Genomic DNA, 17,666 nt, shown 5'->3' on the forward strand with positions numbered 1-17,666 from the left:
TTTGGTGTTTTTATGATAACGGATCGTACCCATTCGTTTATTTTTATTATGGAAAGGAAGTCTGTCAAATGTATAAAAATTTAATTCCGCGATTTGTTCGCTATGTTCAAACAGAAACACGTTCTAATGAAAATAGTACAACCATTCCATCAACCCAGTCACAAGTAGAGTTTGCCAAAACACTGATGGCTGAATTAAAAGAATTGGGTTTAAAAGAAGTTGCTTATAATACGGACAATGGATATGTGACAGCAACGTTGCCAAGCAATACGGCTAAAACAGTACCGACAATAGGATTCATCGCCCATATGGATACCGCTGATTTTAATGCTGAAAACGTGAATCCACAATTCCACGAAAATTATACCGGCAAAACACTTGTTTTGAATAAAGAACAAAATGTAATCTTATCTCCAGAAGATTTTCCGAATTTAAAAAACTATATCGGTCAAACATTGATCACAACAGACGGAACAACGTTACTAGGCGCAGATGATAAAGCTGGAATTGCTGAAATCATGACTGCTATGGAAATTTTACTTACAGACGATTCAATTGAACACGGCGATATTCGTGTAGCTTTTGGCCCAGATGAAGAAATTGGAATTGGAGCTGATCGTTTTGATGTGGCAGGTTTTAATGCCGATTTCGCTTATACAATGGACGGCGGTCCTGTAGGCGAATTAGAATACGAAAGTTTCAATGCGGCTTCAGCGATCGTCACTATCCAAGGGAAAAATGTGCACCCCGGTACAGCTAAGGATACGATGATCAATGCATTAAAATTAGCGCTAGCTTTTGATGCAGCACTGCCGCAAAATGAAGTTCCTGAAAAGACAGCAGGCAGAGAAGGTTTTTATCATTTATTAGGCTTGACCGGAGAAGTTGAAGAAGCTCGTATGGAATACATCATCCGCGATCATGACCGTACTAAATTTGAAGAACGTAAAGCAGTCATTTTAAGTGTTGCTGAAAAACTAAATAAAGCTTACAATGCTGAGCGAGTTACTGTTGACTTGAATGATTCTTATTACAATATGGGTGAAATTATCGAAAAAGATATGACTGTAGTAGACCTTGCTGAACAAGCAATGAAAAATCTAGGTATTGAACCGATCATTGAAGCCATTCGTGGCGGAACAGACGGATCAAAAATATCTTTCATGGGATTGCCAACACCGAACATTTTTGCAGGCGGTGAAAATTTCCATGGCCGCTATGAATTTGTAGCAGTGGAAAGTATGCAGAAAGCAACAGACGTCATTGTAGAAATCGCACGTTTAAATGCTGCAAACCATGCTTGACCCTTTTTATGGGATCGGTTATGCTGTTATCCTAAATAGTTGGCTGTTTCTTTTAATGGGGTGGGATAAAAGAAAAGCCCAAAAACACCAATGGCGGATTCCTGAGAAACGCTTGTTACTGCTAGGACTATTTGGCGGAGGACTAGGCGGTTTGTTAGGGATGCAGCTCTTCAGACACAAAACCCGAGAACCTAAATTTAAAATAATTTATAGTTTGGGCTGTTTTTTGATGATTTTCGTTTTGATTTATTTTTTCTGAACGTTATCTTAAGAATGAAGAGGTTGGGACAAAAGTCCCAACCTCTTTTGCATATCCGAATATTTATTCTAGAACGTGTTCCAAAAAGCAGACCCGACGTCGACTTCACGAATAATGCTCGATGGTCTATGACCATACTGCGCTTATTCGTTCCAGTTTCCTTAGCCCTTGCAGCTTTAGCTGCTTAGGGATACGGTATGCGAAGTAGAAGATTCGGGTCTAAACGCTTTTTGTCTCACTCCCTTTATTTTTTATTCTGTCTTTAAATTAATGAGATCGAGACTAAGAGACAGATAATTTAAAAGAAAGCGTCCTTTCTTTTTTCTTGTGTTAAAATAAGAGCATAGAATAGTTAAAGAAGAGGTGAATCACCAATGGGATTACAATTTATATTAGGTCGCGCCAATCGTGATAAACGGGGTATCATGTTAGATGAGATTGCTGAAACATTGGCCACAAATAAACACGCCAATATATTCTATTTGGTACCCGATCATATTAAATTTGAAGCTGAAATGACGGTCTTAGAAAATTTGGGGAAAATGCCGCCTTTTGATAAAAAGCCCCTAATGGGTATGATGCATTTACAAGTTTTTAGTTTTAGTCGGTTGGCTTGGTTTTGGCTGCAAGATACCGATACATTTGTTAAACCTCAATTGACCGCTTCAGGGTTGTCGATGTTAGTGAGGAAATTGTTGATCCAATACGAGGAAGAGTTGACCATATACCGAGGGGAAGTCCGTAAAACAGGATTTGTTCAGCAAATGACAGATCTCTTTATGGAGCTGAGGACTGGTCGTATTACACAAGATGACTTAGCACATTTATTGATGAATTTAGGTTCAACACCGAAAGAGTCGGATTTTCGTTTAAAACTACAGGATATCTCACTACTTTATCAAGCCTTCGATGCTGCTCTAGTCGGAAAATACATTGAAACTGAAGATATCTTGACCGCATTGACTCAAAAACTGGAAGAATTGGATCTATCTGAAACCACGGTTTATATTGAAAGCTTTTTTCGGTTTACAGCTCAAGAACAAGCTCTTATCTTAGCTTTGATGAAAAAAGCCAAGCAGGTGACCGTTGCTTTGACGCTTGACAAAGGTTACCCTACTGAAAAACCAGAGCTGCATGAATTATTTCAAGCAGCCGGAGAAACGTATTATCATTTGTATCAAGCAGCTCGTTCTGAAAATATTCCAGTCGCTCCTGATCGAATAATCCGCCAGCTGAACGCATCTTATTGTGAAGAGTTGAATCAATTAGAAGACTTTTGGGTCGAAACTAGCAAATTGTCCCCTGTCGATCATAATCGTTCAAAGGAACAAATTTCAATGGAAGACTGTATCGAAGTCTGGGCTGGTGAGAATAAACAAGCAGAAGTTGAGCATGTAGCGAAAGAAATTCGGAAAATGGTAAAAAGTGGAGACTATCGTTACCAAGATATTTTAGTATTGACCCGAAACATTGAAGATTATTTAACGATTTTAGAGCCTATTTTTAGTGAGAATGGAATCGTGACTTTTATTGACAGCGCGGATTTGATGAACCAACATCCCCTGGTGGAATTTTTAGATACTTTATTGTCCATCAAACGCAGAAATTGGCGTTATGCAGATATTATGCGATTTTTACGAACCGAATTACTGGTTCCGCAAACACACAACGATTTACCAGCTGAGCGAAGCGCACGTGTGGCTGTTCTTCAACAGCAAGTCAATGCCTTTAGAGAAGAAATTGATGTCACAGAAAACGTTGTTTTAGCCTATGGGTATGAAGGACATCAATGGACGATGAAGAAACCATGGCATTACACACGATTTAATTATGAAGACGGCGATTTCCAATCCGATTCCGATCAACGCATTGAACAAATCGCTAACACGGTACGGACGTTCTTAAAAGATACATTGTTGCCTTTTTACCAACGATTAGAAGGTGCTGAAACGAGCGGAGAAGCCGCAAAAATCTTATACATTTTCTTAGAAAAAATAGGCGTCGACAAACAACTTTCTTTTTGGCGAGATCAAGCGGTTGAGCAAAATGATTTAGAGACTGCTAAAAAACATGAACAAACTTGGCAAACGTTCTTACAACTGTTAGATGAATATGTAGAAGTACTAGGAGATGACCCTTTTGATTTAGAGAGTTTCCAAACAATCCTAGCTTCAGGTTTTGAGAATGCTTCATACAGCATCGTACCTCCCAGTATCGATCAAGTAACCTACTCCGGACTGGAAAGTACGCGTATTGGAACAGCAAAAGTAACGTTTTTATTAGGAATGACAGATGTCCATCTTCCTGCAAAAAATGAAAATAAAACGATTCTGACCGAAGAAGACCGCAGTGTTTTTGCTGATTTTTTAGATCCTACCAAGTATTTAAAACCTAACGTGGAATCGATGATGGCTTCTGAACCGTTTATTGCTTATGAAGCATTTTTGAATTCATCAGAAAAACTCATTATGACGTATCCCACCAGTAATGATTCCAAGGAAAGTCCTAAACTCTCTCCTTATGTAGATCGAATCGTCAAAGGCTTCGATATTCCGATCCAAGCCAAAGTCGGAGAAGCTAGTTCGTTAAGCTCACCGGCTAATGCTGAATTACTGGATTTTATCGGAACCCAACGGAGCACATTAAGCCAGTTGTTATTGGTTTTACGTAAAGAACAAGATCAAAAAGGACAGTTATCGCCTTTTTGGATGGGATTATATCAGTACTTTAAACGAACGAAAGCCATTGCGCCAACCTTTAATCACTTACTGGTCAGTTTAGTGAAAAAAAATATACCTCATCCTTTGAAAGCCGACATTGCTACTGCTTTATACGGCAAAGATTTGTACTTGTCTGTTTCTCGTTTAGAAACATTTTATGCGGACCATTACGCGCATTTTCTGCAGTACGGTTTACGCTTAAGAGAAAGAGACGTGTTCGGACTATCACCAGCAGGAACAGGAGAATTTTTCCATGATGCTTTAGATCAATTGTTTAAATCTCTTTTGAGCCGCGATCTGCGTTTCCATGAATTAGATCAGGAGACAGTGAATGCTATTACGAACGAAGTATTGGAGTCTCTCTACGGAAAGTCTAAATTCGCTATTTTATCAGCTTCTAACCGCATGAAGTTTATTCGCGACCAATTAGGCCAAACGGTTAGAAGGATGGCTTGGGCCCTCGGCAATCAAAGCAGAAGAACAAATATGAGAAATGTCCAGACAGAAGTGCTCTTTGGGCAACTAGCGAACCAAAAAGGAATCGAAGGACTGTCTTTTCCATTAAATAACGGAGGAAAATTATACATTCGCGGTAAAATCGACCGTGTAGATACCGTAGAAATCGACCATCAGCACTACCTTAGCGTTGTAGATTATAAATCAAGTGCTCATGCCTTTAACTACCAAGATGCCTATTATGGATTAGCGATGCAAATGATTACCTATTTGGACACGGCGATTGCAAATGCACCTCAACTCATTGGTCATGAAGCAAAACCAGCAGGGGCTTTTTATCTGCACGTTAAAAATCCCTTCATCAAAGGCGATAAACTGGTAGATGAACAAGCTTATACCAATGAACTGTTGAAACAGTTCAAATTGGATGGCCTTTTATTAGAAGAAGAAGACTTGCTATTGGCGTTAGATCCGACTATTGAGCCGTCGACTGCTTCTTTCATTTATCCATTTAACCAATTGAAAAATGAAACACTTAAATCACGAAAATTTGTCACTCTTGATGAAATGGCCGCTTTACGAAAACACAATCAGAAATTGATTTTGGACGCTGGAAACAAAATCATGGATGGCGTTACCACGCTCAATCCTTTTTATGAAAAACGGCAATTTATTTCTTCAGTTAATGGCGAATTACGAGCTGTTTCTCAATTTGATGCGATGCTTCCTGAAAACAATTATCGTCGAATGGAAAAATTATCGCGTGAAGAAATTCTAGAAAAAATGCAGCATGAGGAAGAGGAGGAAGAAGAATGAGTCTTATTCCAATCAAACCGGAAAACAGCCGCTTTACAGATGGCCAATGGCAAGCTATTTATGAAGCGGGGCACAATATTCTGGTCTCTGCTTCTGCTGGTTCAGGAAAAACAACGGTTTTAGTCCAGCGGGTGATTGAAAAAATCAAAGCAGGAACAAATGTTGATGAGTTGTTGATCGTAACTTACACTGAAGCAGCAGCCAGAGAAATGAAAGAACGCATACAAACGGCGATTCAGCAAGCTGTTACTAACGAAAGCGAGCCGGATGAAAAACGACATTTGATTCGTCAATTATCTCTATTATCACAAGCATCGATCAGTACCTTGCATGCGTTTTGTTTACAAGTGATTCGACGCTATTATTATCTAATTGATTTAGATCCTGTTTTTCGTTTGTTAACAGATGAAACAGAAATCCTCCTATTGAAAGAAGACGTTTGGGAAGAGGTCAGAGAAGAGCTTTATGGGGAAGAAACGAGCTTTTTTAAAGAATTAGCTGGTGCGTACTCCAATGACCGAAGCGACGCGGGTCTAACGGAATTGATTTTTTCTTTGTATGAGTTTTCTAGAGCCAATCCTAATCCTGCTGAGTGGCTGGAACGCTTATCCGAATTATATACAGTAGACCAAACTTCTTTTGGTGATGACATATTGTACCAAGAGTTATTAAAACCTCAAATATCAGATATTCTAGTAAGTTTAATTGAACTTTCTGAAACTGCAGAAAAATTAGGGGAAGGTACAGAGGAGCTAAGCACTCAAACTGAAATTGTTGCGCGTGAAGCCGCACACTTGAAAGAGCTAATAACATTTATTCAAGAAGATAATTATGAAGCAGCTTATCAAACGGTTCAAGCTTTTGAATTTGTTCGTTGGAAAGCCGTCAAAAAAGCAACGGATGAAGCGATAAAAGAAGTTGGCAGCGACATGAAAGAATTGCGTGACCAAGTAAAAAAACGGTACAGCGAAATGCAGCTTTCTTATTTTACCACACCTCTGGAGAAGCAGATCGACATCATGAAACAAGCAGCACCGCTTGTTGATGAAATGGCGCGTGTTACAAATGTCTTTACAGAAGCTTATCGCGCTCGTAAAAGCGAACGGAACTTGTTGGATTTCAATGACTTGGAACATTTAACTTTACAGATCCTGGCCCGCTATGAGAATGGTCAGTGGTCAGCGACCGAAGCCTCACAGCATTACAAAGAGAAATTCAAAGAAGTGATGGTTGATGAATACCAAGATATCAATCAATTACAAGAAAATATTTTGCATTGGCTTGTACAAGATCTTTCACAAGCCGGCAATCTATTTATGGTTGGCGATGTGAAACAATCGATTTATTCTTTTCGTTTAGCCGATCCAGGTTTATTCTTATCAAAATATGAACGATATGGTCAGCAAGAAGGCGGAGAACGGATTATTTTAGCCGAGAATTTCCGTTCTCGGGGAGAAGTACTCCAGTTCACCAATTTCATATTTGAACAATTGATGGATAAAGCTGTGGGGCAGATGGACTATGACGAATCAGCCAAACTTATCCAAGGGTTTACAGCATTTCCTGAAATGAATCAGCATGAAACAGAACTGCTGATTTACGAAAAAGGAATAGATACCCCCGAAGAAACCGAAGAAGAACCATTGGAGTGGGATATGCGGATCGATGATAAAACAGAAGGTGAGTTACTGATGGTTGGCCAAAAGATTCAACAATTGATTCGAGAAGAGTTTCCAATTTACGATAAAAAAACCAAGATGAATCGGCCCATTCGTTATCAAGATATCGTTTTACTCACACCCACTAAAAAAAATAATTTAGTCTTGCTGGAGATTTTTAAACAGCTTGCCATTCCGTTACAAGTCAACGACACACAAAATTACTTCCAAACAACCGAGATCACCATCATGATGTCATTATTAAAAGTAATTGATAATCCTTACCAAGATATTCCGTTAGCTGCTGTATTGCGTTCGCCGATTGTTGGCTTAAATGAAAATGAATTAGCTTCCATTCGCATCAGCCAAAAAACAGGCGACTATTATGAAGCACTGTTGGCTTTCCATGCCAGCTATTCCGGATCAGATAAAGCCAGCCGATTTACGACTGTGCTTTACCACAAAGTTCAAGTCTTTTTAAATCGTTTAACGAAATGGCGTGAAGAAGCCCGCAGAAACCATTTAGTAGATTTGATTTGGTCTATTTATGAAGATACTCATTTTCTGGACTATGTCAGCGGTATGAGCTCAGGAAAACAGCGGAAAGCTAATTTACATGCTTTATATGAACGTGCAGCCAGTTATGAAAAAACCAGCTTTAAAGGACTCTTCCAATTTGTCCGCTTTATCGAAAAAATGCAAGACAAAGATAAAGATCTAGCTGAACCAACCGCCATCACTACCGATGAAGATGCGGTTCGCGTAATGACGATCCACGCAAGCAAGGGGTTAGAATTTCCGGTTGTGTTTGTGCTGGATCTGACTAAACGGTTTAATTTACAAGACATCCGCAAAGGGTATTTGTTCAATGAAGAATACGGGGTCGGAACAGACTTTAAAGACCTAGAACGCCGTATCCGATACCAAACACTGCCAGAGATCGCCTTAAAAGTTGAAAAGAAAAACAAATTGTTGTCAGAAGAAATGCGAAAATTGTATGTAGCTCTGACAAGAGCTGAAGAAAAGCTGTTTTTAGTCGGTTCCTACAAAAATGAAGAAGCGGCTTGGAAAGAGTGGGGGGTCGTCGCTGCTCACCAAGCAACTGTTCTGCCAAACGATATACGGTTTACTGCTAACAGTTTAATGAAGTGGGTGGGCTTAGCATTAGTCCGGCATCCAGACAGTCAAAATGATTACTTGTCTGTCACTGCTAAAAATGGCTCGATCAGCCAGCATTCGGTTAAATTTTCCATTCATTTCTATAATGAAACGATGATCCAACAACAAATGATTCAACAAGATCTAGTACCTGATGAACAGTGGATCGAAAAATTAGATACAGCTATTTCAAAAAATGAACAAACAAAACAAGAGTATCCATTATTAAACGAAGCCATCGCTTTAATGGATTACCAATACCGCTATGAAAGTGCAACGCATACCACCAGTTACCAATCCGTTTCTGAAATCAAACGCTTGTTCGAAGAACCGGACGATGGTCAAATGGTTAAAATTGATATCAATCAGCCGCGGAATCAAAATCGTTATATAGAAGATACCTTGGCCCGGCCAAATTTCATGGCTGAAATGACTGCACCTACCAGTGCAGAAATCGGCACCGGCACTCACCTTGTGATGCAGTCGATTGATTTGAGCGTTCCAGTAACAGCGGAGACAGTCAATGAGTTGATTGCAGACTTGATCAGACGGGGAATGCTGCAGCACGAAATTGCTGAAAAAATTGAAGTTGAAAACATCTTACGCTTCTTCCAAACAACTATTGGGCAATTGTTGCTGGCTCATCCGAATCATGTGCATAGAGAAGCGCCTTTTTCATTGCTGTTAGCAGCAGAAACTATTTTTACGGATTTAGAAGAAACAGCAGAAGATAAAATTCTGGTCCATGGTATCGTTGATGGGTATCTTGAATTTGATAAGGAACTGATCCTTTTTGATTATAAAACCGATCAAGTAGCTCGTTACGGTCGCGATGCTGGAGAAAAAATGTTAGAAAAGTACAAAGGGCAAATGAATCTTTATCAAATGGCTTTGGAATCTATTTTAGATAAGCCGGTTACGGCAGCCTATCTGTGTTTATTAGCGAGTGGTGAAATCATCACTATTTGATTCTTCCTAAAGAAAAAACCACTCATCGAAAATAATTTCGATGAGTGGTTTTTTTAATTAAAATTGTAGTTAACGCCAGGGGTATAGGTATTGTTTGCATCCCATAATAAGAATTCATCTACACCGGCTTCATGCAACGCTTTGACTTGATCTTCTACTTGCGGTGCGCCGTAATTCATATAATTTCCAGCACCTAAATAAGAAGCTGTAAAGTCTTGCAACCATGGTCGTGATTGTGGTGGCGTATCTAAACCGCCTAACAGTTCGTTCTCAACTTTCATGTATTCAGAGACTAGCTTGTAAGGTTCTAAATCAGGTTTTCCAATACCAAAATACGAGCCCCAGTGACTTGGGTAAATCATTGAAGAAATAACATCAACGTTTTCCGATATTTTACTGAAGTTTTGGCCAATACCAGGAGCTTCCGGTACGGTAGCAGCATAACCAAAAATATCGACAGAAACTTCAACACCATAAGGTTTTAGTTCTTCACGAGCGTATTTGACAAAGTCAGTGACGGCTTCAACACGTTGTTGAACTTCATCCAAGTTCTTCGTATCGTAATCTCCGTGTGTGTAATCTAAAGAATCGCTTTGAGTCTCAAAACCTTCTGGGAACCGCACGTAATCAAATTGGATTTCTTTGAATCCCATTTTAGCCGCTTGTTTAGCGACTTCAACGTTGTAGTCCCAAACTTCTTTAGAGAAGGGGTTGACAAAAGCATCGCCATTGCTGTTTTTCCAAACACTGCCATCTGCACGTTTAAAAGAGAGGTCTGGTCTAGCTTCGGCAAGCAACGTGTCTTTAAAGACAACAATACGCCCGATTGGATAAATTTCATCTTTTTCTAACTGCTTCAACATAGCTTGTGGATCGGTTACGTAATCTTGTGTACTTTGTTGGACGATTTCATTTTCAGAACCAATATCCATGGTCATGCTTCCTTCATCATCTTTAACATCGATGACCATTGAGTTCAAACCACTGGATTTGACAAAATCCGTCAATTCAGCCATTTTATCTGTTCCGCCAGCTGAATAAGCTGTTACGTAGATGCCTTTAACGCCTTTTTCAGGATAAGGGATGTCAATTCCTGAATCGTAAGCAAATTGCGCCGGAAATTTTTCTGGAATGCTTAATAAAGGCTGATCATTGATTGCGATGGGTTCTTTTTGTTCCGTTTCCTCTGCTTGTACCGCAAAAGGCATGCTTAGGAAGAAGGCTGCACTTAATAGAAGTGTTCCTATCCATTTTTTATTGTTTTTCATTCGTTTGGTACCTCTCTTTCTGGTGATTCAAGTAAAGCAGGGTCGACCCAAGTATAGCCTTGATCTTTTAGACCTTCTGCAATGTCGACAGCTGCTTCATTGGTCCAAGTACGGTCATGCATCAACAAATTAGCTCCATCGTTTAAGTATTCAGTATGTAGCATAATATCGGTTAAAGCTGTTGCATCTTGATAATCGGCTTCCCAATCATAGCCATAGGTCCAAGTCATAGAAACCATTTTTTCTTCAGCCATTATTTCGTCTGTTGTATCCGTTGTGATACCAAATGGAGCACGGAAGAAACGAGGTTTTATACCGATAGCATCATAGATCAAATCGTTGGTTTCCAAAATTTCTTTCCGTTCTTCTTCAGGACTAAGCGTGCTTAAGTCAGGGTGAGTTTGAGTATGGTTCCCGATTTCAAAGCCCATATCATAAATTTCTTTCAATTTTTCTTTTCCTTCATCAGACTCGATGAACATCCCATTAATAAAGAAAATAGCGGGAGCGCCAATGTCTTTTAACTTGGTTGCAATTTCAACAGCATGCTCATCAGGAGCATCATCAAAGGTCAATAAAACGACTTTTGATTCATCATCGGCATTGATCGGTTCAATCACAGAATTCGCTGGATTTACACGGTATTTGTATGCGGCAGGCTGTTCTTCACTTTCTTTTACTGCTTCTTCAGAAGAGGTTTGTGATTCGCTCGTAGAATTAGCTGTTTCCGAACTAGATTGCATGGACTGGGTAAGTGCAGAGTCAGATGAGCTTTCTTTTGCGGATGAAGAATCGCTAGTTTGGCAGCCACTTAAAATCAAGGCGCTCATCAACGTTAACCCCATAATTGTTTGTTTCATTTTAGTATCACTCCTATAAGTTGTCGTTTATTTAGATGAATCGTTGACAGATTGTACAGCTTTTTCTGCTTCATTGCGTTGTTTATCCAATGCTTTAAATTGTTCATTTAGTTGTTGCAAAAGCTCTTTTGTTTTAGCGTCTTGTTCATTTAGTTTAGTGATGCCGTCTGTTAATGTTTCGTAGGTAGCATCTTCAGCAGCAAGCGATTTAAAATACTCTTCTTCTTCGGATAATGATTTTTCATACTGGGTTGAATAAGTATCGAGAGAGTCGGTAAGGGTTCCCATTTCTTTAGTCAAAGCATCTATTTGCTCTTTGGGTACTTTATCACCATCATTTTCGGACAAATCCTTTTGAATGGTTTCTATTTCAGAGTTGGCTTCTTTAATAGTCGTTAGAGAAGTTGTGCGTGCTTCGATATTTTCAAAAACAGGAGAGCTGCCGTCTGAAAATTGGCTGGAGCTATTATCCTCAGCTAGACTGTCTTCAAACATTTTTTGTAAAGCTTTTTCTTGTTCTGTTATAGCATTTAACTCAGTCAGTACCGTTTTTTCTTCTGGTTCAATGGCTTCAATGCTTTTTGTAGCATCAGCAATTCCATCATTGGCGCAACCAGCTAAAAATAAAGACGTCGCTAAGGCATAAACCGTTTTGGATCGTTTCTTCATAAATATAAATCTCCTTTTATTATGTAGTCTATTGTCTTTACCACTGATTTTTAACCATCATTATGTAGTAAGAACATGCTTATTCTTATCCAACACCGTTACATAAGAACTCTATCAGTATATCAAAAGTAGGAATGTTACCCAAGAGATAACTCTTGTTTTCAGTATATTCCTTACGATTGAATAAAAAATTCCGTAAAAACAATCGTTTGTCTTTTCAAAAGCTGCTTTGAATTATATGAAGAGTGTAGGCAGGCTTGATAAAAAAGCAAAAAAAATAATCCACATCCATTAAATGGAGGGATTTTAAAAAAAAGATAAAATAGACTGCAACTCTCATGGACGAATTGCTCAGTCTATTTATGCAATAGAATATAAACTTTTTTTAGCCGTTTCTTTGTTCGCGTACACTTGAAATTCACCAGCGTTGTAGCCGATTTCCAAGCCATTTTGATAATCTGAAGAATGAGCGTCAACAATGATGTAACGCATCAATACACGATTTTCGCTATCTTCTAAGTCTAAAGCCAACGGGTAATCATCATTTTTAAACAATAAACCTTTGATTTGCCAAACTTTTTCAATGGTTGCTTGATTCATAATAAATTCATCTCCTTTCTTTAACCTTTTACTATTTTACTCCTTTTTTATTTAAAAGCCAATAAAAAAGCTTAGAGATTTGTAAACCTTTCATTCTTCAACAAAATAAAAAACTATCACTTGGCTAGCATATCATGTAAAATGGGAGAAGACTAGATTTAGAAGATTATAAACAAAGCGAGGTACACCTATGTTTTTATATTATGTTTTAGCTGCTGTCATTATTGGCGTTGACCAATGGACAAAGTATTTGACTGTAGCCCATATTGATTTATATGAGGTCGTCGAAGTTATTCCAGGTGTTTTATCATGGATGTACATTCGGAATACCGGCGCAGCTTGGAGTATTTTAGAAGGAAAAATGTGGTTTTTCTATCTGGTAACCATTGTCGTCGTCGGAGTAGTGGTCGTTTATTTACAAAAATATGGAAAGAATAGCCGTTTGCTGTCGATCGCATTGGCTTTTATTTTGGCCGGATCCATTGGCAACTTTATCGATCGCCTGCGTGTCGAATACGTTATCGATATGGTTCGTCTAGAATTTATTAACTTTCCAATCTTTAATGTCGCGGACATGGCATTGAGCATCGGTGTCGTACTGATGATCCTTTATGTCTTTCTCGATGAAAAAAAACAAAAAAAGAACAGTCCAGGTTAAACGCTTATGTCAAACCTGATCATTAAAAAGGAGTTTTTGTATGTCTCAAGCATATCAGTTTACAATAGAAAATGAAAAAGGGCGATTAGACAAAGTTCTTGTCGAATTGCTGCCTGACAAAACACGTTCCCATGTTCAGCAATGGATTAAAGAAGGAGATGTTTTGGTCAATAACGCTTCGACGAAGCCAAATTATCAAGTCCAACCAGGGGATGCCATCACGATCACTGAGCCAGAGCTTGTCCCTTTAGACGTTCAAGCTGAAAATATCCCTCTTGATATCGTTTATGAAGATAAAGATGTCGTAGTGGTCAACAAACCACAAGGATTAGTCGTACATCCTTCCGCTGGTCACCAAACAGGTACACTAGTAAATGCGTTGATGTATCAAGTAAAAGATTTATCTGGAATCAACGGAACCATCCGTCCGGGTATCGTACACCGAATCGATAAAGACACAAGCGGCTTATTGATGGTTGCTAAAAATGATTTTGCTCATGAAAAACTAGCAGCTCAGCTGAAAGACCGCACTTCTTTAAGAGAATACATCGCTTTAGTCCATGGTGTAATACCCCATGACAAAGGTACGATAGATGCTCCTTTAGGTCGTTCAAAAGCAGACCGTAAAAAACAAGATATCATCCAAGACGGGCGTCCGGCAGTGACCCATTTCCGCGTTTTAGAACGGTTTAAAGATTTCACCCTTGTTTCGTTGAAATTAGAAACAGGCCGAACGCATCAAATTAGAGTGCATATGAAATACATTGGTTATCCATTGGCAGGAGATCCTATCTATGGTCCGCGAAAAACGTTAGCAGGAAATGGCCAATTTTTACATGCTAAAGTCCTTGGATTTAAGCATCCGCGTACTGGGGAATTTTTAACTTTTGAAGCACCTTTACCTGCATTGTTTGAAGAAACTCTTGCTGAGTTAAGAGAAAACCGTTGACTTTTCATGCGGGACACGGTAAAGTCTTTGGAGATAGAAAAACAAGTAATCCTTTAATCCTAGTCCTGTGAGACTAAGAAGGAGCAGACACGTATGAGCGAAGACTAGCTAGTTTTTAAAACAGTCAACCTCAAAATGCCCTCTTACTCAATAGGTAAGAGGGCATTTTTTATCGCTAAACAGAAAAAATTAATTATACGCTGGTACTGAAGGAGGAGTAAAGGACATTGATTAAATCTGAAGTAGAAGTAGTAGATGAAAATGCTATGAAACGTGCTTTGACACGGATCACATATGAAATTATTGAACAAAATAAAGGTATTGAAAACTTGATACTGGTCGGCATCAAAACACGAGGCATTTACCTTGCTAAGCGGATCGCTGAACGAATGCAGCAACTTGAAGGAGTGGCGGTACCAGTAGGTGAATTAGACATTTCGTTGTACCGCGACGATGTCCACACTAGTGAGGACCGCGAACCTGAAGTCAAAGGAACGGATATTCCTGTTTCTATTGAAGGCAAGCAAGTCATTTTAATTGACGATGTTTTGTATACAGGCCGTACGATCCGGGCAGCATTAGATGCTTTAATGGATATCGGACGTCCTGGGAAGATCTCATTAGCCGTCTTAGTCGATCGAGGACATCGAGAATTGCCGATTCGCGCTGATTTTGTAGGAAAGAACATCCCAACATCATTGGAAGAACAAATCAAAGTCGCGGTCGAAGAAATCGATGGGGCAGATCACGTGATGATTCAGAAATTAACTTAAACCAAAGTGAAACTTTAATTGAGTCCAGAGAGACACAAAAGGTCACGACTATAAACCAGCAAGCTGGGAGCCGTCTGCTCCTATACTGTTGGGCTATTATCGAACCTAAAGGTCTCTAAGATCTTTAGGTTCTTTTTATTTGCCCTCAGCAACCACCAAACACTAAGCAGTGAGGCATAATAGAGAACCGGCTCAAATCTACCTAAGACAATTAAACTGAATTCAAGGGCTTTAAGGAACTAACCGGTTACTGAAGTACAAAAAACAAGGGGGACTATAAAATGGGTGGAGTCATCGAAAGCATTCAATTAGAACATTTTGTTTCAGTCGAAGCATTAACGAACGAAGAAGTACTAGCTCTGATCGGTCGTGCTGGTGAATTTAAAAAAGGAGTTCATCCTTCGTATGACGATAAGAAATATGCTGTTAACCTGTTTTTTGAAAACAGTACACGGACACATAAAAGTTTTGAAATGGCTGAAAATAAAATGGGAATCAAAGTCATCGATTTTGAACCTTCGACAAGCAGTGTAACAAAAGGAGAGAGCTTATACGATACCGTACTGACGATGTCAGCTATTGGAGTAGATGTCGCGGTTATTCGCCACCCATCAGAGGCTTTCTATTCTGAATTGATCGCTAGTCCTACGATTACCTGTTCAATCATCAATGGCGGCGATGGTGCAGGACAACACCCGAGTCAATGCCTGTTAGATTTAATGACGATTTATGAAGAGTTTGGTTATTTTGAAGGTCTAAAAGTTGCAATTGTTGGCGATTTAACTCATTCTCGAGTTGCGCGATCAAACATGCAGATGTTGAAACGCCTTGGAGCTACACTATACTTCTCCGGTCCGCCTGAATGGTACGATGAATCGTTTGATCAATATGGACAATACGTTCCAATGGATGACCTGATCAAAATAGTTGACGTGATGATGTTGCTGCGCATTCAACATGAGCGGCATGAAACGTACGGAAACTTTTCTAAACCTGCTTATCTAACAATGTACGGCTTAACAGAAAGCAGAGAAAGCAAGATGCTGGACCACGCCATTATTATGCACCCTGCTCCGGTTAACCGCGATGTTGAACTGCAAAGTACTTTACTGGAATGTCCACGGGCGCGAATCGTGGCTCAAATGGCTAATGGCGTCTTTACAAGAATGGCCATCTTAGAAGCAGTATTGGCTGGTCAAAAAGGGTAGAATAGTATTGAATAGAAATAAAGAAAGCTAATGAGGGATAAAAATGACACTATGGATCAAAAATGCAACCACGATAGATCAACAAGGGAATCTTAACTTAACCGAACTAGTGATTAAAGAAGACAAGATTGCTGCAATAGGGGATGATGTAGCTTCTTTAATCAAAGGGAAAACAGAACCGGAGAACATCATTGATGCTAAAGGAGCTTTACTGACTCCGGGTCTGATCGATGTTCATGTTCATTTAAGAGAACCAGGTTTTTCTTACAAAGAAACCATTAAAACAGGTACGGAGGCAGCGGCAAGAGGCGGATTCACTACCATTTGCGCAATGCCAAACGTAAACCCGGAACCGGATACGCCTGAAAAAATGCTGGCTCTTCAGGAAAAAAATAAAGCGGATGCGGTTATCAAAGTATTACAATACGCTCCAATTACTAAAGGGCTGCGCAGCGATCATTTAACCGATCAAAAAGCTTTAATTGCTGCAGGAGCATTTGCCTTCACCAATGATGGAGTCGGAGTGCAATCAGCTGGTACCATGTATTTAGCAATGAAAGAAGCCGCTAAAAATAATGTAGCGATCGTGGCCCATACAGAAGATGATTCTTTATTGTTTGGCGGCGTGATGCACGAAGGCAAGCGTTCACGTGAACTGGGTTTGCCAGGGATCTTAAACATCACTGAAGCGAGCCAAATTGCACGTGACGTTTTGATCAGTGAGGCAACTGGAGCGCATTACCACGTTTGTCATGTTTCAACAAAAGAAAGTGTCCGAGTTATCCGCGATGCCAAGAAAGCCGGCATCCATGTAACGGCTGAAGTCGCGCCTCATCACTTGATTCTGACAGAAGAGGATATTCCTGGAGATACTAGTCTGTATAAAATGAATCCTCCTTTAAGAAGCAAAGAAGACCGTGCGGCTTTAATTAAAGGTTTACTTGATGGTACAATTGATATGATCGCTACAGATCATGCACCGCACAGCAAAGAAGAAAAAGAAGGCAGCATGATTGGATCTCCATTTGGGATCGTCGGAAGCGAAACAGCCTTTTCTTTACTTTATACACACTTGGTTGAAACAGGCATTTTCACATTGAAACAAGTGGTTGACTGGTTAACCGTTCAACCGGCCAAAATATTCAACTTGGATAGCGGTATTTTAGCGGTTGGCAAACAAGCTGATTTAGCCTTGTTTGATTTAACTACTGCCAAAGACATTCGAGAAGAAGACTTTTTGTCGCTGTCAGCCAATACACCTTTTATTGGCTGGAAAGTAAAAGGCACGACTGTTATGACGATCGCAGATGGAAAGATTGTATATGAGGAGGTAATTTAAGG

Annotated in this window: 13 protein-coding genes; 9 read left to right on the forward strand and 4 right to left on the reverse strand. The window is 39.5% G+C overall.

What is annotated here, in order from left to right; all coding sequences use genetic code 11:
• Positions 1 to 68 precede the first annotated feature (68 nt).
• From pepT to addA, 4 genes are all read left to right on the forward strand, one after another.
• Entirely contained in the window at positions 69 to 1,304 is a 1,236-nt protein-coding gene (pepT, locus tag JHE06_RS06165; protein ID WP_201089880.1) for a peptidase T, read from the forward strand.
• The gene (locus JHE06_RS06170; protein ID WP_156413260.1) at positions 1,285 to 1,563 is read left to right on the forward strand and encodes a DUF1294 domain-containing protein; all 279 of its coding nucleotides are present in this window, start codon (positions 1,285 to 1,287) and stop codon (positions 1,561 to 1,563) included. Before pepT ends, JHE06_RS06170 begins: the two co-directional genes overlap by 20 nt.
• 374 nt (positions 1,564 to 1,937) lie before the next feature.
• Positions 1,938 to 5,555 carry a PD-(D/E)XK nuclease family protein gene (locus JHE06_RS06175; RefSeq protein WP_201089882.1) on the forward strand — a complete coding sequence of 1,206 codons (3,618 nt, stop codon included), beginning with the start codon at positions 1,938 to 1,940 and terminating at the stop codon, positions 5,553 to 5,555.
• Positions 5,552 to 9,340 (forward strand): helicase-exonuclease AddAB subunit AddA, encoded by a 3,789-nt coding sequence (gene addA / locus JHE06_RS06180; protein WP_201089884.1) that lies wholly within the window; start codon positions 5,552 to 5,554, stop codon positions 9,338 to 9,340. The genes JHE06_RS06175 and addA overlap by 4 nt, the downstream gene beginning before the upstream one ends.
• A 53-nt stretch (positions 9,341 to 9,393) precedes the next feature.
• Here addA and JHE06_RS06185 read toward each other — a convergent pair whose 3' ends face one another.
• The 4 genes from JHE06_RS06185 to JHE06_RS06200 all read right to left on the reverse strand — a co-directional run bounded on the left by JHE06_RS06185 (position 9,394) and on the right by JHE06_RS06200 (position 12,737).
• Entirely contained in the window at positions 9,394 to 10,608 is a 1,215-nt protein-coding gene (locus JHE06_RS06185) for a putative glycoside hydrolase (RefSeq protein ID WP_082664158.1), read from the reverse strand.
• Complete coding sequence (locus tag JHE06_RS06190) at positions 10,605 to 11,468, reverse strand: polysaccharide deacetylase family protein (RefSeq protein ID WP_058918573.1); 864 nt, start codon at positions 11,466 to 11,468, stop codon at positions 10,605 to 10,607. Before JHE06_RS06190 ends, JHE06_RS06185 begins: the two co-directional genes overlap by 4 nt.
• Positions 11,469 to 11,495: 27 nt before the next feature.
• Complete coding sequence (locus JHE06_RS06195; protein WP_058918574.1) at positions 11,496 to 12,137, reverse strand: YkyA family protein; 642 nt, start codon at positions 12,135 to 12,137, stop codon at positions 11,496 to 11,498.
• Positions 12,138 to 12,497: 360 nt separating this feature from the next.
• Entirely contained in the window at positions 12,498 to 12,737 is a 240-nt protein-coding gene (locus JHE06_RS06200) for a hypothetical protein (protein WP_058918575.1), read from the reverse strand.
• Positions 12,738 to 12,927: 190 nt separating this feature from the next.
• On the opposite strand from JHE06_RS06200, the gene lspA reads away from it, so the two are divergent.
• From lspA to JHE06_RS06225, 5 genes are all read left to right on the forward strand, one after another.
• Entirely contained in the window at positions 12,928 to 13,395 is a 468-nt protein-coding gene (lspA, locus tag JHE06_RS06205; protein WP_058918576.1) for a signal peptidase II, read from the forward strand.
• Between the two features lie 40 nt (positions 13,396 to 13,435).
• On the forward strand, positions 13,436 to 14,344 hold the full coding sequence (locus tag JHE06_RS06210; protein WP_201088249.1) for an RluA family pseudouridine synthase: 909 nt from the start codon (positions 13,436 to 13,438) through the stop codon (positions 14,342 to 14,344).
• 227 nt (positions 14,345 to 14,571) lie between these two features.
• Positions 14,572 to 15,117: a bifunctional pyr operon transcriptional regulator/uracil phosphoribosyltransferase PyrR gene (gene pyrR / locus JHE06_RS06215; RefSeq protein ID WP_082664159.1), complete on the forward strand. Its 546-nt coding sequence runs from the start codon at positions 14,572 to 14,574 to the stop codon at positions 15,115 to 15,117.
• 281 nt (positions 15,118 to 15,398) lie between these two features.
• On the forward strand, positions 15,399 to 16,325 hold the full coding sequence (locus JHE06_RS06220; RefSeq protein ID WP_058918578.1) for an aspartate carbamoyltransferase catalytic subunit: 927 nt from the start codon (positions 15,399 to 15,401) through the stop codon (positions 16,323 to 16,325).
• A 43-nt stretch (positions 16,326 to 16,368) separates the two neighbouring features.
• The gene (locus JHE06_RS06225; RefSeq protein WP_058918579.1) at positions 16,369 to 17,664 is read left to right on the forward strand and encodes a dihydroorotase; all 1,296 of its coding nucleotides are present in this window, start codon (positions 16,369 to 16,371) and stop codon (positions 17,662 to 17,664) included.
• Positions 17,665 to 17,666: the final 2 nt, after the last annotated feature.

Source organism: Carnobacterium sp. CS13 (assembly GCF_016653495.1).
Lineage (GTDB): Bacteria > Bacillota > Bacilli > Lactobacillales > Carnobacteriaceae > Carnobacterium_A > Carnobacterium_A antarcticum.